This is a genomic window from Arthrobacter sp. TmtSoilC77, assembly GCF_059739415.1.
In genome coordinates this window covers 1,916,854-1,931,233 of the sequence record NZ_AP046050.1, presented here as the reverse complement: position 1 = coordinate 1,931,233, position 14,380 = coordinate 1,916,854, and the positions used below count along the sequence as shown (strand labels likewise).

At 61.7% G+C, this 14,380-nt stretch carries 15 protein-coding genes; 4 read left to right on the top strand and 11 right to left on the bottom strand.

Translation table 11 applies throughout. From position 1 onward, the window contains the following. Position 1: 1 nt before the first annotated feature. The 3 genes from map (at position 2) to AC6I99_RS08880 (ending at position 2,531) form a co-directional block, all read left to right on the top strand. Entirely contained in the window at positions 2 to 880 is an 879-nt protein-coding gene (gene map / locus AC6I99_RS08890) for a type I methionyl aminopeptidase (RefSeq protein ID WP_497960787.1), read from the top strand. 72 nt (positions 881 to 952) lie between these two features. Then, positions 953 to 1,756, top strand: a complete 804-nt coding sequence (gene ppgK / locus AC6I99_RS08885) for a polyphosphate--glucose phosphotransferase (RefSeq protein WP_275959816.1) — start codon at positions 953 to 955, stop codon at positions 1,754 to 1,756. A 10-nt stretch (positions 1,757 to 1,766) separates the two neighbouring features. Next, on the top strand, positions 1,767 to 2,531 hold the full coding sequence (locus AC6I99_RS08880; protein ID WP_497960786.1) for an SDR family oxidoreductase: 765 nt from the start codon (positions 1,767 to 1,769) through the stop codon (positions 2,529 to 2,531). Here AC6I99_RS08880 and nrdR read toward each other — a convergent pair. The 3 genes from nrdR to AC6I99_RS08865 form a co-directional block, all read right to left on the bottom strand. Then, positions 2,528 to 3,031 (bottom strand): transcriptional regulator NrdR, encoded by a 504-nt coding sequence (gene nrdR, locus AC6I99_RS08875; RefSeq protein WP_224089570.1) that lies wholly within the window; start codon positions 3,029 to 3,031, stop codon positions 2,528 to 2,530. The two genes, AC6I99_RS08880 and nrdR, sit on opposite strands and share 4 nt — an antisense overlap. 196 nt (positions 3,032 to 3,227) lie before the next feature. Beyond that, positions 3,228 to 4,601 (bottom strand): histidinol dehydrogenase, encoded by a 1,374-nt coding sequence (hisD, locus tag AC6I99_RS08870; protein WP_224089568.1) that lies wholly within the window; start codon positions 4,599 to 4,601, stop codon positions 3,228 to 3,230. A gap of 4 nt (positions 4,602 to 4,605) precedes the next feature. Then, positions 4,606 to 5,136, bottom strand: a complete 531-nt coding sequence (locus tag AC6I99_RS08865) for a hypothetical protein (protein ID WP_224089566.1) — start codon at positions 5,134 to 5,136, stop codon at positions 4,606 to 4,608. 115 nt (positions 5,137 to 5,251) lie between these two features. On the opposite strand from AC6I99_RS08865, the gene AC6I99_RS08860 reads away from it, so the two are divergent. Beyond that, complete coding sequence (locus tag AC6I99_RS08860; protein WP_309930603.1) at positions 5,252 to 5,752, top strand: flavin reductase family protein; 501 nt, start codon at positions 5,252 to 5,254, stop codon at positions 5,750 to 5,752. A gap of 30 nt (positions 5,753 to 5,782) precedes the next feature. On the opposite strand, the gene dnaE is transcribed toward AC6I99_RS08860, so the two are convergent. The 8 genes from dnaE to AC6I99_RS08820 all read right to left on the bottom strand — a co-directional run bounded on the left by dnaE (position 5,783) and on the right by AC6I99_RS08820 (position 14,377). Further along, positions 5,783 to 9,340 (bottom strand): DNA polymerase III subunit alpha, encoded by a 3,558-nt coding sequence (gene dnaE, locus AC6I99_RS08855; protein WP_224167062.1) that lies wholly within the window; start codon positions 9,338 to 9,340, stop codon positions 5,783 to 5,785. Between the two features lie 70 nt (positions 9,341 to 9,410). After that, complete coding sequence (locus tag AC6I99_RS08850) at positions 9,411 to 10,337, bottom strand: RluA family pseudouridine synthase (RefSeq protein ID WP_497960783.1); 927 nt, start codon at positions 10,335 to 10,337, stop codon at positions 9,411 to 9,413. Beyond that, complete coding sequence (lspA, locus tag AC6I99_RS08845; protein WP_224089564.1) at positions 10,330 to 10,935, bottom strand: signal peptidase II; 606 nt, start codon at positions 10,933 to 10,935, stop codon at positions 10,330 to 10,332. The genes AC6I99_RS08850 and lspA overlap by 8 nt, the downstream gene beginning before the upstream one ends. Positions 10,936 to 11,034: 99 nt before the next feature. Next, complete coding sequence (locus AC6I99_RS08840) at positions 11,035 to 11,730, bottom strand: DivIVA domain-containing protein (protein WP_216922981.1); 696 nt, start codon at positions 11,728 to 11,730, stop codon at positions 11,035 to 11,037. A gap of 171 nt (positions 11,731 to 11,901) precedes the next feature. Beyond that, on the bottom strand, positions 11,902 to 12,189 hold the full coding sequence (locus AC6I99_RS08835; RefSeq protein ID WP_224089562.1) for a YggT family protein: 288 nt from the start codon (positions 12,187 to 12,189) through the stop codon (positions 11,902 to 11,904). A gap of 107 nt (positions 12,190 to 12,296) precedes the next feature. Continuing rightward, the gene (locus AC6I99_RS08830; RefSeq protein ID WP_224089560.1) at positions 12,297 to 12,830 is read right to left on the bottom strand and encodes a cell division protein SepF; all 534 of its coding nucleotides are present in this window, start codon (positions 12,828 to 12,830) and stop codon (positions 12,297 to 12,299) included. An 85-nt stretch (positions 12,831 to 12,915) separates the two neighbouring features. Next, on the bottom strand, positions 12,916 to 13,674 hold the full coding sequence (locus AC6I99_RS08825; RefSeq protein ID WP_224089559.1) for a YggS family pyridoxal phosphate-dependent enzyme: 759 nt from the start codon (positions 13,672 to 13,674) through the stop codon (positions 12,916 to 12,918). Next, complete coding sequence (locus AC6I99_RS08820; RefSeq protein ID WP_224089558.1) at positions 13,667 to 14,377, bottom strand: purine nucleoside phosphorylase YfiH/LACC1 family protein; 711 nt, start codon at positions 14,375 to 14,377, stop codon at positions 13,667 to 13,669. The genes AC6I99_RS08825 and AC6I99_RS08820 overlap by 8 nt, the downstream gene beginning before the upstream one ends. Positions 14,378 to 14,380: the final 3 nt, after the last annotated feature.

Below are 14,380 nucleotides of genomic sequence, written 5' to 3'. Positions count from 1 at the left end.
TATGCCTTCTCTTGCTTCGACCGCACCCATCGGCACGCTCACTCCGGGAATCATCAGCCCCGAACGGCCCGTCCCGGCGTCGATCCCCCGCCCCGAGTACGTCGGCAAGAAGGCACCCAGCAAGTTCACCGGCTCCGAAGTGAAGTCTGCGGAGACCATCGAGAAGATCCGTATCGCCAGCAGGATTGCTGCCCAGGCCATCGTTGAAGTTGGCAAGCACATCCAGCCCGGCGTGACGACGGACCAGTTGGACAAGATTGGGCACGAGTTCCTTTTGGACCACAATGCCTACCCGTCCACGCTGGGCTACCGGGGCTTCCCGAAGTCTCTCTGCTCTTCCCTCAATGAAGTTATCTGCCACGGCATCCCCGATTCCACGGTGGTTCAGGATGGGGACATCCTGAACATTGACATCACCGCATTCATCGGTGGAGTGCATGGAGATACCAATTACACTTTCCTGGTTGGCGACGTGGACGAGGAATCCCGTTTGCTGGTTGAGCGTACGCAGGAGTCGCTCAACCGCGCCATCAAGGCCGTGGCCCCCGGCCGCGAAATCAACGTAATCGGCCGCGCGATCCAGTCCTACGCCAAGCGCTTCGGCTATGGCGTAGTACGGGATTTCACTGGCCACGGTGTTGGTGAGGCGTTCCACACGGGCCTCATCATTCCGCATTACGACGCAGCCCCGGCGTACAACACCGTGATCGAGGCAGGCATGGTCTTCACCATCGAACCCATGCTGACCCTTGGCACGATCGAATGGGATATGTGGTCCGACGACTGGACCGTCGTTACCAGGGACCACAAGCGCACGGCCCAATTCGAGCACACCCTGCTGGTCACCGAGACCGGCGCGGAAATCCTGACCCTTCCCTAGCTTTCCGGAAGGTCCATCGCAGCCCCGGGCGGCTGCGCCATGCCCACCCCTCCTGCCATGATCGGAATTGCATTGTCCAAGAAGGATGAGAAGACCCACAAGAACGCTCCGCTGATCGGAATCGACATCGGCGGCACGGGTATCAAAGGCGGCATCGTCGACCTCAAGAAGGGCAAGCTGATCGGCGAACGCTTCCGGGTTCCCACGCCGCAGCCAGCCACCCCCGAAGCAGTTGCCGAAGTTGTGGCAGAAATCGTCGAAGAACTGTCCAGCCGCCCTGACGCTCCTGCGGCGGATTCCCCTGTGGGTGTCACCTTCCCGGGCATCATCCAGCACGGTGTGGTCAACTCTGCCGCAAATGTGGACAAGTCCTGGCTGGGCACCGACATCGACAAGAAGTTTACTGAGCGACTGGGCCGACCCGTCGAAGTCATCAACGATGCCGACGCCGCCGGTCTCGCAGAGGCCCGCTACGGCGCGGGTGAGGGCGTGGACGGCACCGTCCTGGTCATCACGCTCGGAACCGGAATCGGCTCCGCCTTCATCTTCAACGGTCAATTGGTTCCCAACGCCGAGCTAGGCCACCTTGAGGTGGACGGATTCGACGCCGAAACCAAGGCATCAGCCGTGGCGCGCGAACGCGATGGCTTGAGCTGGGACGAGTACGGCGTCCTGCTTAACCGCTACCTGCAGCACGTCGAGTTCCTGTTCTCCCCCGAACTTTTCATCATCGGTGGCGGCATCTCCAAGCGTTCGGATGAATACTTCCCGCACCTGCAATTGCGCACCAACATTGTCACCGCCAAGTTGAAGAACGACGCCGGCATTGTCGGTGCCGCCCTTGAAGTCGCCTTGCACCACAAGCTGGCAAAGTAACCGGTACCCCGTGATCGACAACGACGCCGTACGTGAAACCGCAATCGTCACCGGCGCCAGCCGGGGCATTGGAGCAGCCGTAGCGCTTGCTGCCGCCCGGAAAGGGTACGGCGTCGTCGTCAACTACTCCTCGGACGCCCCCGGCGCCGATGACGTTGTGGGGAAGATCCTCGCCGAAGGGGGTCAGGCGATGGCCGTGCAGGCCGACGTCAGCCAGCCCGCCGACGTCGGGCGTTTGTTCGACGCGGCCGCCGCATGGGGTCCCGTAACAGCGGTCATCAACAACGCGGCCATCACGGGCAACCTGATTGGAACACTGGCGGAGGTCCCTGCCGCGACAGTGCAGCGCGTCATGGACGTGAACGTCTCCGGCATGATCTTCATGTGCCAGGAAGCTGTCCGCAGACTCTCTACCGACCACGGCGGTCCGGGTGGTTCCATCATCAACATTTCATCGACAGCAACAAAGGCCGGTTCCCCCGGCACCTGGGTTCACTACGCGGCGTCGAAAGGTGCCGTGGACGTTCTGACGGTTGGCCTGGCAGCGGAAGTGGCCAAGCAGGGCATTCGCGTCAATGCCGTCGCTCCCGGCAGCACGAACACCGGACTCCACGCAGCTGCAGGAATGCCCGACCGCGTGGAGAGGCTCAATCCAACCATTCCCATGGGCCGGGGCGCTGAACCTGAAGAGGTGGCCGCGGCTGTGATGTGGTTAATGTCCGGCGAGGCCGGCTACATTACTGGGGCAGTCCTCCCAGTATCCGGCGGCCGCTAGAGCTGGCTTTTCCCGGAGCCTTTGGCTTCCTTGGCGCCGGCTTTCGCGTGGGCCTCGGCCTCATGCCGGAGCAAGGATATGGCGGATTCGAAGTCTTCGAGCGACTCGAATGCCTGATAGACGCTGGCGAACCGCAGGTACGCCACCTCATCCAGTTTCCGCAGTGGACCGAGAATGGCCAGGCCTACTTCGTGGGCGTCGATTTCGGCGGCACCCGAGGAGCGGATGTTCTCCTCGACTTCCTGCGCCAGCATGGCGAGATCGTCTTCGGTGACAGGGCGGCCCTGGCACGCTTTGCGGACGCCGCTGATGACTTTGATGCGGCTGAACGGCTCCCCGACTCCTGAACGCTTGATGACGGACAGGCTGGTGGTTTCCACCGTGGTGAAGCGTCGCCCGCATTCAGGGCATTGCCGGCGGCGCCGGATGGAAGTTCCGTCGTCAGCCATGCGGCTGTCGACCACGCGCGAGTCAGGATTCCGGCAGAACGGACAGTACACGCTGGGCCTCCCTGATCAGCTCCGGCCCACGTCCGACCGGCAGGGTGCCGGAAACGCAAAGGTGCCGGAAGATTCTCTTCCGGCACCAGTTTACGTTCGATGACACCCTAATGACAAGCTTGTAATTACTACATGTAGTGGTGTTGACCCGTACATGTTGTGGTCAGGTCGCCACGGGCACCTGCGGTCTTCGACCTCAGCTTCGACCGCTGAAGCGGATCCTGACCGCATCCCCATGGCCCGGAAGATCCTCCGCCCCGGCCAAACTCACGATGTGGCCACTGACCTGCTCCAGAGCCGCACGGCTGTAGTTGATGACCTGCACTGCCCGCAGGAAGGTGGTGACGTTCAGCCCCGAGGAGAAGGCAGCCGTACCGCTCGTGGGCAGGACGTGATTGGACCCGGCACAATAGTCGCCGAGGCTCACAGGGCTGTAGTCCCCCACGAAAATGGCGCCCGCGTTGCGGATCCGCGCCGCCACGGCCGGTGCATCCGCCGTCATGATTTCAAGGTGCTCAGCGGCATAGGCGTTGCACACCGCAATCCCCTGTTCCAGGTCATCCACCAGCACTACACCCGATTGTGGACCGGAAAGTGCCTCAAGGACACGTGCGCTGTGCTTCGTGGCCGCTGCCTGCCGTGCCAATTCACCCACGACGGCGTCCGCCAGGTCTGCGGAGTCCGTCACCAGGACAGAGGCGGCTTTGGGATCGTGCTCGGCCTGGCTGATGAGGTCGGCAGCCACCAGCGCGGGGTGGGCAGTGGAATCGGCCAGGATAGCGATCTCGGTAGTTCCTGCCTCGGAATCGATGCCAACGACTCCCTTCACCAGCCTCTTGGCAGTGGCGACGAAGATATTGCCGGGCCCCGTGACGAGATCCACGGGCTCGATGGGAGGTACTCCCTCCGAACCGGGGATGCCGTAGGCAAACGAAATGACTGCCTGGGCACCGCCAATTGCGTAGACCTCATCGATTCCCAGCAGCGCTGCCGCGGCAAGGATGGTGGGGTGCGGGAGTCCGCCGAAGTCCTTTTGAGGCGGCGACGCCAAGGCGATGGATTCGACACCTGCAGCAACGGCGGGAACAACGTTCATGATCACCGAGGAGGCCAGGGGCGCCAGACCACCGGGGACATACAACCCAACACGGCCCACGGGAATCCAGTTCTGGCTGACAACCGCGCCATCGGCCAAAGCGACGTCAACATTGGCTGGACGCTGCTGGTCGGCGAATTGCCTTGCCCGGCTGATCGACTCTTCCAGCGCGGCGCGGACAGTCGGATCAATGTCGGCCAGGGCCTTGGCAAGTGCCTCCGCCGGTACACGCGGGTGGGACTGTTCAACGCCGTCGAAATTCCTTGCAAGTTCCGCCAGAGCGGCAAAACCCCGGCTGCGGACGGCTCCCATGATGTCCAGGACCTTCTGCTCCGCGTCCGCCATCGTCTGATGCTTCGCCCTGGGTACCGCAGCGCGCAGCTCAGCCAGCGAGAGGTGGCGGCCGCGGAAATCGATACTGCGGAAATTCAAGGAGGCAGCGGCAGGGGCGGAAGTATCCGAAGAAGTGGTCACCCGGCTATTTTACGGGCTTCCTGGAAAGAACCCCGAACAGCGCAAGTACGAACGTCACGAAGGCGACAGCACCGGGCCACAGGAAGAGGACGGCGTAGGAACGAAGGGTGAAACCGTAGTCCGCGCCCAGGGAAGGGTCCGGAGCCGGGCCCCATAGCTGCGCCGCAAGCAAGCCAACCACCCAGGCAATCGCTGCGCCTGCAGCGCCCCCTGCCAGCGCCAGCGCCAACCGCCTGCCGGCCCCGCTCCCCTGGAGCTTTCCGTCGAGAATGAGGCCCATGACACACCCGGCCACCAACGTCAGCCCGGCAAGGACCAGGTCGCGCGGCAACCACGAATCAGGGTTGGCAGGATTTGCCAGTTCGGGGTTACCCGATACCAGGTTCCCCCCGCCCGGCGCCAGGATCCACCAGAGAACGCCTACGGCTACCCCCGCCGCCGCAGGTAGGACAAGCCACAGGGCGTCCCGCGAACGCCAGGGAGTTGCGGCGTCGGGTTGGGTTTCCGCGGGAACGTGCACAGTGGGCTGAGTCATGGAACTCACATTAACAAAGGTTCACGTGTGCTCATTAAAATGCGGAAGTGGCGCACAGGGAGGAATACCCTGAGAGAAAGACGCCCCCGACCCCAGTTCCAGGAGATTCATCAACGTGGCAAGCGAACTATCCGGCTTCGAAAAGACGTTCAGGGAAATGTTTCGCCGCCATGCCGCCGGGGTGGCCATCATCACAGCCAACCTGAATGGCAAGCCGTTCGGCTTCACTGCCACCTCCGTTGCGTCCCTGTCCGCCGAACCGCCGCGTTTCACCTTCAACATGGCCCGAAGCTCAAGTTCCTGGCCGGCCATCGCCAATGCCAGCTACATTGGCGTGCATATGCTCGGACTGGAGAACCAGGCGCTGGCAGATCGTTTCGCCAAGACGCGGGACCGCTTCGAGGGAGACCACTGGGAGCCAGGTCCGTACGAAGTCCCCATTCTCAAGGACGTCGCAGGTTGGCTGGTGGGAAAGATCCAAATGCGGTTGTCGTTCGAGAACAACGCCGTTGTGGTCGTGGAGGTCGTGGACGGCCAGGTGGGCGACGACGGCGCTCCCCTGCTCTATCACGGTGGCGGCTACAGCCAGCCGAGGCCGCTGGACTACGAAATCTAGCCTCCTCCAGGATTCCGGCCATCCGGTGCGCTAATTATCCAGGCAGGCCGGACCCAACAGGACTTTCAGGTCGCCAAAGAGCGATGGGCTGGGGTTGACCCGCATGTGCACGGGAAGCCCCATGACCTCAACCTTGGTGTCCCCCATGAGCTTGAGCCGGACCTCTGAGTTGCCCCGATGTGTCCGCAGCACATCCCGAAGGTCGGTAACCACCGCCTCGGTGGCCTTGAACGTCGGAATCGTGATCACCACCGGTCCGTTCACGCTCTCACTGAGGTCCGGCACGGAGAGTTCCATGCAGTTCAGCGTCACGGCGCCATCGTCCCTGCGCTGCAGGCGCCCCTTGACCACCACGATCAGGTCTTCAGCCAGGACGGAGGCGATCGGCCCGTACACCTGGCCGAAGAACATGACCTCCATGGAGCCGCCCAGGTCTTCAATCTCGGCACGGGCGTAGGCGTTGCCACTGGCTTTGGCGATCCTGCGGCTCAACGAGGTGATCATGCCCGCGATGGTGACTATCGCGCCGTCGTGCGGTCCGTCCTCGGCGATGATCGAGGTAATGGACTGCTCCGCATGCTGGCTGAGGACGCCTTCCAAGCCCTGCAAGGGGTGATCCGAAACATAGAGACCGAGCATGTCGCGCTCGAAGGACAGCTTGTCCTTCTTTTCCCATTCGGGAAGGTCCGGAATTTCCGTAGTCAGCGAAGCTTCAGGTTCCTGGTCCTCGAAGCCGGCGAAGAGGTCAAACTGGCCGATTGCCTCATTGCGCTTGAGGGTGATGACGGAGTCGATGGCTTCTTCGTGGATCATGGCCAAAGCACGGCGATGGTGTCCAAGCGAGTCGAAGGCACCGGCCTTGATCAAGGATTCGATCGTGCGCTTGTTGCAGACAACGGCAGGCACCTTCATCAGGAAGTCCTTGAACGATGTGTAGCTGCCCTCCGTGGCCCGCGCAGAGACCATGGCTTCCACCACGTTCACGCCGACGTTTCGGATGGCCCCCATGCCGAAGCGGATGTCCGTTCCCACAGGGGTGAAGTTCAACGAGGATTCATTGACGTCCGGCGGAAGAACGGTAATGCCCATCCGGCGGCACTCGTTGAGATAGATCGCAGACTTGTCCTTGTCATCACCGACGGACGTCAGCAGGGCAGCCATGTACTCGGGCGCATAATGTGCCTTCAAGTAGGCAGTCCAGTAAGAAATGACCCCATATGCGGCCGAGTGCGCTTTATTGAAGGCGTAGTCGGAGAACGGAAGCAGAATGTCCCAGAGCGTCTTGACGGCGGCCATGGAGTAGCCGTTGTCCTGCATACCTTGGGAGAAGCCGGCGAACTGCTTGTCCAGCTCCGACTTCTTCTTCTTGCCCATGGCACGGCGCAGGATGTCGGCTTGGCCCAGCGAGTAGCCGGCAAGCTTCTGCGCCACCGCCATAACCTGTTCCTGGTACACGATCAGGCCGAATGTCCCACCCAGGATTTCCTTGAGCGGTTCTTCCAACTCCGGGTGGATGGGAATTACTTCCTGGATCCCGTTTTTACGCAGGGCGTAGTCGGTGTGGGCGTTGGCGCCCATGGGTCCAGGCCGGTACAGCGCAAGGACAGCGGAGATGTCTTCGAAGTTGTCAGGCTTCATGAGTTTGAGCAGGGACCGCATGGGCCCGCCGTCGAGCTGGAACACGCCCAAGGTGTCACCGCGCGCCAGGAGCTCGTAGGAGGCGGCGTCATCCAGTGCGAGGTTTTCCAGGTCCAGGTCGACACCGCGGTTCATCTTGATGTTTTCCAGGGCGTCCGAAATGATCGTGAGGTTCCGGAGGCCCAGGAAGTCCATCTTGATCAGGCCGAGGCCCTCGGACGTTGGGTAGTCGAACTGGGTAATAACCTGGCCGTCCTGGAAACGGCGCATGATCGGAATGACATCGATGATGGGGTCCGAGGACATGATGACTCCGGCGGCATGGACACCCCATTGGCGTTTCAGGCCCTCAATGCCCAGCGCAGTCTCAAAGACCTTGGCGGCCTCGGGGTCCGTGGCGATCAGCTGGCGGAAATCTCCTGCTTCGCTGTAGCGCTTGGACTCCGGGTTCTGGATGTCGGCCAGTGGGATGTCCTTGGCCATGACGGCCGGCGGCAGGGCCTTGGTCAACTGCTCGCCCATGCTGAACGGGTAGCCAAGCACACGGGAGGAATCCTTGAGCGCCTGCTTGGTCTTGATGGTTCCATACGTGACGATCATCGCCACGCGCTCGTCGCCGTACTTCTTCGTGACGTAGTCGATCACCTCGGAGCGGCGGCGATCATCGAAGTCGACGTCGAAGTCAGGCATCGAGACACGGTCCGGGTTGAGGAAGCGCTCGAAGATCAGGCCGTGCTGGAGCGGATCAAGGTCGGTAATACGCATGGCGTAGGCCACCATGGAGCCTGCACCGGAACCACGCCCCGGACCAACGCGGATCCCGTTGTTCTTGGCCCAGTTGATGAAGTCGGCCACCACGAGGAAGTACCCGGGGAAGCCCATCGAGGTGATGACCCCGAGTTCGTAGTCAGCCTGCTTGCGCACTTTGTCCGGCACGCCCTGCGGATAGCGGTAGGCCAGCCCCTTGTCCACTTCCTTGACCAGCCAGGAGGTTTCGTCCTCGCCCGGCGGGCAAGGAAAGCGCGGCATGTAGTTGGCGTCGGTGTTGAAGGACACCTCGCAACGTTCGGCAATGAGCAGCGTGTTATCGCAGGCATCCGGGTGATCACGGAAAAGCTCACGCATTTCCTGCGGGGATTTCAGGTAGTAGCCGCTGCCGGAGAAGGCAAACCTGGATCCGCCGTTGTCGTACGTGGGCTCAAGAAGCGTGGAACCGGACTGAATGGCCAGCAGTGCCTCGTGCGCCTTCGCATCGTGCTCGTGCGTGTAGTGGAGGTCGTTCGTGGCCACCAGGGGAAGATTCAGGTCCTTGGCCAGGCGCAGGAGGTCCCCGGTGACGCGGCGCTCAATGTCCAGGCCATGGTCCATCAGCTCGCAGAAATAGTTCTCCGCGCCAAAGATGTCCCTGAACTCTGCCGCGGCCTCCAGCGCCTCACGGTACTGGCCAAGCCGAAGGCGGGTCTGGACTTCACCGGACGGGCATCCTGTGGTGGCAATAAGCCCCTCGGAGTACGTATTGAGCAATTCCCGGTCCAGGCGGGGCCACTTGCCAAAGACTGAATCCAATGAAGCAATGGACGAAGCCCGGAACAGGTTCCGCATGCCAACGTTGTTGTAGCTCAGAAGCGTCATGTGGGTGTAGGAACCACCACCGGAGACGTCGTCCTTGCGCTGGCTCTCATCCCCCCACCGGACACGTTCTTTGTCCCCCCGGGCCGTACCAGGGGTTACGTAGGCTTCTACACCGATGATCGGCTTGATGCCCTTGTCGGTGGCCTTGCGCCAAAAATCGAAGGCACCAAAGAGGTAGCCGTGATCAGTGGTGGCCAGGGCGGGCATCCCCAGGCGTTCGGTTTCATCGAACAGCTCACCCAGTCGGGCCGCTCCATCCAGCATGGAGTATTCGGTGTGGGTGTGCAGGTGGACGAACGAATCATTGCTGGAAGTCACCACGACAGTCTACCGTCCCGCCCCCGACAAAATGCGGAGCCCTTGGACCGGGCAGGCCCGGAACGGTTGCCTAGGCTGAGCCCGTGGCCAGCAGGTCAAGGGCGTACTGAAGGTCCGCCGGGTAGTCGCTGGTGACTTCCACCCACCCGCCGGTCCGCGGGTGTGTGAAACCCAGTTGCCGTGCATGAAGCCACTGCCGTGTCAGTCCCAGGTTTGCTGCGAGACGGGGATCAGCACCATAGGTGAGATCGCCGGCGCAAGGGTGCCGCAACGCAGAGAAGTGGACCCTGATCTGGTGCGTGCGGCCCGTTTCCAGGTGCACCTCCACCAACGTAGCTTTACCAAAGGCTTCCAGGACCTCGTAGTGGGTCACTGAGGGCCGGCCGTCTTCGATCACCGCGAAGCGCCAGTCGTGGCCGGGGTGGCGGCCGATCGGGGCATCAATAGTGCCCTCCAGCGGATCCGGAAGTCCTTGGACAACCGCGTGGTAGACCTTGTCCACCGTGCGTTCCTTGAAAGCCCTCTTGAGGACCGTGTAGGCATGCTCGGTCTTGGCCACGACCATCACGCCGGAAGTGCCGACGTCGAGCCTGTGGACAATGCCCGCACGCTCCGGTGCTCCCGACGTCGAAATCCGGTAGCCGGCTCCAGCCAGGCCTCCGACCACCGTGGGCCCCACCCAACCAGGCGATGGATGCGCCGCCACTCCCACGGGTTTGTCGATGACAACGAATTCCTCGTCATCCAGCAGGATCTTCAGGCCTTCCACAACTTCCTCCACGACTTCCAAGGGATCCGGCCGCTCGGGAACCGTGACGTCCAGCACCGCGCCCGCAATGAGCTTTGCTGACTTGCCGAGAGCCGCACCGCCGCTGGTGACGTTTCCTTCGGCGATAAGCAGCGCCGCAGCAGAACGCGAAATGTCCAGCAACCTTGCAAGGCCGGCGTCAGCCCGCGCTCCTGCAAGGTCCTCAGGTACTACAACCGATTCACTCACCGACAGTCTCCCCGCCGGAGCCCGGAGCCGGCTTGGCTGGCTTCGCTGACTTCGGTGCGGCCACTTGCCGGGTGCCATCCATGCCCACCCCGCGCAGGGTCAGCAGGCAAATGATGACAACGCCCGATACAACAGCGGAGTCGGCGATGTTGAAGATCGCAAAGTTTGGTACCTGGATGAAATCCACTACATGGCCCATGGCGAAGGACGGTTCACGGAACAAGCGGTCGGTCAGGTTTCCCAATGCACCGCCAAGCAGCAGCCCAAGCGACAATGCCCACCAGGCGGAGCCGAGCCGTCGCAACTGCAAAAGGATGGCTACAGACACCCCGGCCATGACGATCGTGAAGATCCAAGTGACGTTCTCACCGATGGAAAAAGCTGCCCCTGAATTCCGGATGTAGTACCAGTGCAGCAGTGGTGGCAGCACTGGAATGCGCTCACCTTCTGTCATGGTGCTGGTCACCCAGAGCTTGGTGAGCTGGTCAAAGACATAGGCAAAAACCGCAAAGCCGGCAAAGAGCCACAGCATTGCGGGACGCCATTTCCGGACGGGAAGTTCCGGCCGGGATGCGTCGTCGGTGAGGTCGTCGGTCATAGTGCTTTCGTTCGTGGAGCGTTGGGGGCTGCTGTCAGGGTGTTAACAGCAAAAGCCGGTGGCAGAGGAGACCCCAGCCACCGGCTTTCAGAATACTTGCTAAACGTCAGCGGTTGCTTCGCCGACCTCAGGGGCAGCGACGGAACCACGGGCGTCGAGGTCGCGCAGCTGGCCCTCGATGTATGCCTTCAGGCGTGAGCGGTAGTCACGCTCGAAACCACGGAGCTGCTCAACCTTGCGCTCCAGGACCGAACGCTGCTGCTCAAGGGCGCCAAGGATCTTCCGGGACTTCTCCTGGGCGTCGTTGACCAGGCTGGAAGCCTCGATCTGCGCCTCAGCGATAATCTTTTCCTTCTGCTGTGCACCGTCGGCAACGTGCTTGTCGTGCATCTGCTGCGCCATGGCCAGCAGGCCTGCAGCGGACTCAGCGGTCGGCGTAACACCGTTGCTGGGAGCCGGTGCCTTGGCGGCGGCAGCCGCAGCGGCCTGCTCGGCTTCCTTCTTCTTGGCAGCCTCAGCAGCCTTCGCTTCGGCTTCCGCCTTGGCCTCGGCTTCCTTGTCCACCTTGGCCGGGGCAGGAACCTTCTCGACGACCGGAGCCGCAGCAGTTGCCGCGGGCACAGCCGAGCCAGCTTCGCCGAGCTTCTTGCGAAGTTCGTCGTTCTCCTGGTTCAGGCGGCGCAGCTCAACCACGATCTCGTCGAGGAAGTCATCTACCTCGTCCTGGTCGTAGCCTTCGCGGAACTTGGTCGGCTGAAAGCGCTTGTTGACAACGTCTTCTGGCGTCAAAGCCATCTGGTCACCTCGTTGGTCTAGTTAGTCAGTAGGCCTTCCGGCCGTTCAAAACTACGGTACCTAAATATCATCTGGTTCCTCCAATTCAACACCATCGTGTTGAATTGGAGAATTTGCGGCCTTCAGACCCATCGCGAGCCCCCGGTTCCGCGGTACAGCATCACTGCGCAGCTACGCCAGGCTACTGCTCACCGCCATGGCAATGCTCACGGCGATAATCAGGATCAGGAAGCCCAGGTCCAGGGAGATTCCACCCAGCTGCAGTGGAGGTATCAACCTGCGAAGCCTCCTCAGTGGTGGGTCTGTCACCGAGTAGACAATATGGGCTGTTACCAACGCCACACCGCGGGGACGCCATTGACGGGCGAACATCTGAACCCATTCGAAGATCAGCCTGATGATAAGGGCAATGAAAAACAGCAACAACACAATATAGATAAGGCCGAAAACAATGCCCACGAGTTAGCTCAGATCTCCCACTTGTTCCGGAATGCCGATCGGTCCTTACTATTGCAACACAGATGCCAGGCAGGTTGACCCGCCTGGCATCATCGTAGCGATCGTTCTTAGCTCTGGTTGAAGAAGCTGGCCTGCGTTTCGCTGGCCTTCTTGTCGTCCCCGATGACTTCAACATACGACGGCGACAGCAGGAAGACCTTGTTGGTCACCCTCTCGATGCTGCCATGGAGGCCAAAGACCAAACCGGCCGAGAAATCCACCAAACGCTTGGCATCTGCCTCGCCCATATCGGTGACGTTCATGATCACGGGAATGCCATCCCGGAAGCTTTCGCCAATAATCTTGGCGTCATTATAGGAACGCGGATGGACTGTGGTGATCTGCCTCAAACCCGAGGCATCTTCGCGGCTCGACGCCGCACGCTTAATGGGTGTCACGGGTGCGCGGTATTCCTCTTCGGCGTCAGCAGTGGGCATTTCACGGACAACTTCCCGGACGGGTGCAGGCGCTCGGCGCTCTTCCCGGTCCTGTGCCTGGGGGCGTTCTTCGTCGTGGTGCGCGACGGCCTGCTCAGATTCGTAGTGTTCATCGCCGTCGGCGAGCCCAAGATAGATCATTGTCTTGCGCAGAGCGCCAGCCATGGTGCACTCCTATCGTTTCTGCAGTAGGCGGGCCGCCATGACTTGACATATTGGAACCCCGGCCCGTCATTCCAATACTTTGACGCTACCCCACGGCCGGACGCGAACCGAGAATATCGGAGCCAATTCTCAGGTGTGTCGCCCCAAACTTGATAGCGGCCTCAAGGTCCTGGCTCATCCCCGCTGATATCCCTGAAGCAGCCGGATGATTGGTCCGAAGTCCTGCGGAAACACCCGCAAGCCGCTCAAAGGCCGCTTCAGGATCTGCACCCAGCGGGGCCACAGCCATCACCCCGGCGAGCCTCAGTCCTGGCGCGGAAGCGATCATTGCCGCCAGGGATTCCACGTCCGAGGGCCGCGCCCCACCACGGTGCGCCCCGGCGTCGTCATCCAAACTGACTTGGATGTAGCACTCAAGGTCATTCCGGCCTGTGGCGTCCTGTTCGCGGGCGACTGCCTTTTCAAGTGCCTCAATCACCTGGGGACGATCCACAGACTGCACCGAGTAGGCGTATTTAGCCACTGATTTCGCTTTTTTGCTCTGCAATTGGCCAATGAAATGCCATCGGACGTCCAGGTCCGTGAGTTCGGCGCTTTTGCCTGCAGCTTCCTGGTCCCGGTTCTCGCCGAAATCCCGGACACCCAGCGTGGATAGTCGCCGGACATCAGCTGCCGGGTGGAACTTGGTCACGACGATCAGCCCTGGCAGATCCACGCGTCCCGCCGCAGCCGTCGCCGCGGAAATCCGCGTCTGAACAATCTCAAGCCGCCGGGCGAGTTCAGTGGTGCGGGCATCAGAACCTGCAACGCCGGACACCGCGTTATCTTGCCCAAGGCTAGTCATGAGTCCACACCAAACCTGCGAATCGCCCGGTACGGGCATCCCGCCGGTAGGAATAAAGGGAGTCATTTTCCAGGGTGCATTCCCCTGAGTACTCAACGGTGACGCCTTCTTCGGCCAGCTGGGCGCGAACACCGGCGGGAAGGTCCAAAGCCGGCGTTCCCCACGATGTGCTCGACCAGGCGGCAGGTGCCACCTCGGCAACTTCTTCGCGAAGCTGCTCGGGAACCTCATAGCAGGAGCCGCAAATAGAAGGCCCCAGCCAGGCACTGATGTTCAGGGCACCGAGCATGCGCATCTCGTTGACGGTTGCCGGGACAACAGCGGAGGCTACGCCCGGCCGGCCTGCATGCGCAACAGCGATGACGGGACCGCGATCGCCTGCATCTCCAATGAGGACCACAGGAACACAGTCAGCCACCATGACCGACAATGGCTGGGCAGCCTGGCCACCCGAAGGCACTGAGACCATTGCATCCGCGGTGGGACCGGGACCGTAGCTCGAAATAAGCGCGACCTCATTGCCATGGACCTGGTCCATGTACTGAAAGCTACGGTTGCCCAGGCTTGCGGCATCGTCCAACCGGGAACGACGCGCAGTCACATCCCCGGGGTTGTCCCCCACATGGAGGGCCAGGTTCCCGGCGCCTGTGTCCGTGAAGGCAACAGAAACGCCGGGCCGTACTTCATTGCGCCACCAAAACACGGG

Bases quoted from the DNA above. Each gene is read 5' to 3' on its own strand.
- map (WP_497960787.1), top strand. From the start codon at position 2: ATGCCTTCTCTTGCTTCGACCGCACCCATCGGCACGCTCACTCCGGGA.
- AC6I99_RS08865 (WP_224089566.1), bottom strand. From the start codon at position 5,136: ATGACTCAGCCCACTGTGCACGTTCCCGCGGAAACCCAACCCGACGCC.
- lspA (WP_224089564.1), bottom strand. From the start codon at position 10,935: ATGACCGACGACCTCACCGACGACGCATCCCGGCCGGAACTTCCCGTC.
- AC6I99_RS08840 (WP_216922981.1), bottom strand. From the start codon at position 11,730: ATGGCTTTGACGCCAGAAGACGTTGTCAACAAGCGCTTTCAGCCGACC.
- AC6I99_RS08830 (WP_224089560.1), bottom strand. From the start codon at position 12,830: ATGGCTGGCGCTCTGCGCAAGACAATGATCTATCTTGGGCTCGCCGAC.
- AC6I99_RS08825 (WP_224089559.1), bottom strand. From the start codon at position 13,674: ATGACTAGCCTTGGGCAAGATAACGCGGTGTCCGGCGTTGCAGGTTCT.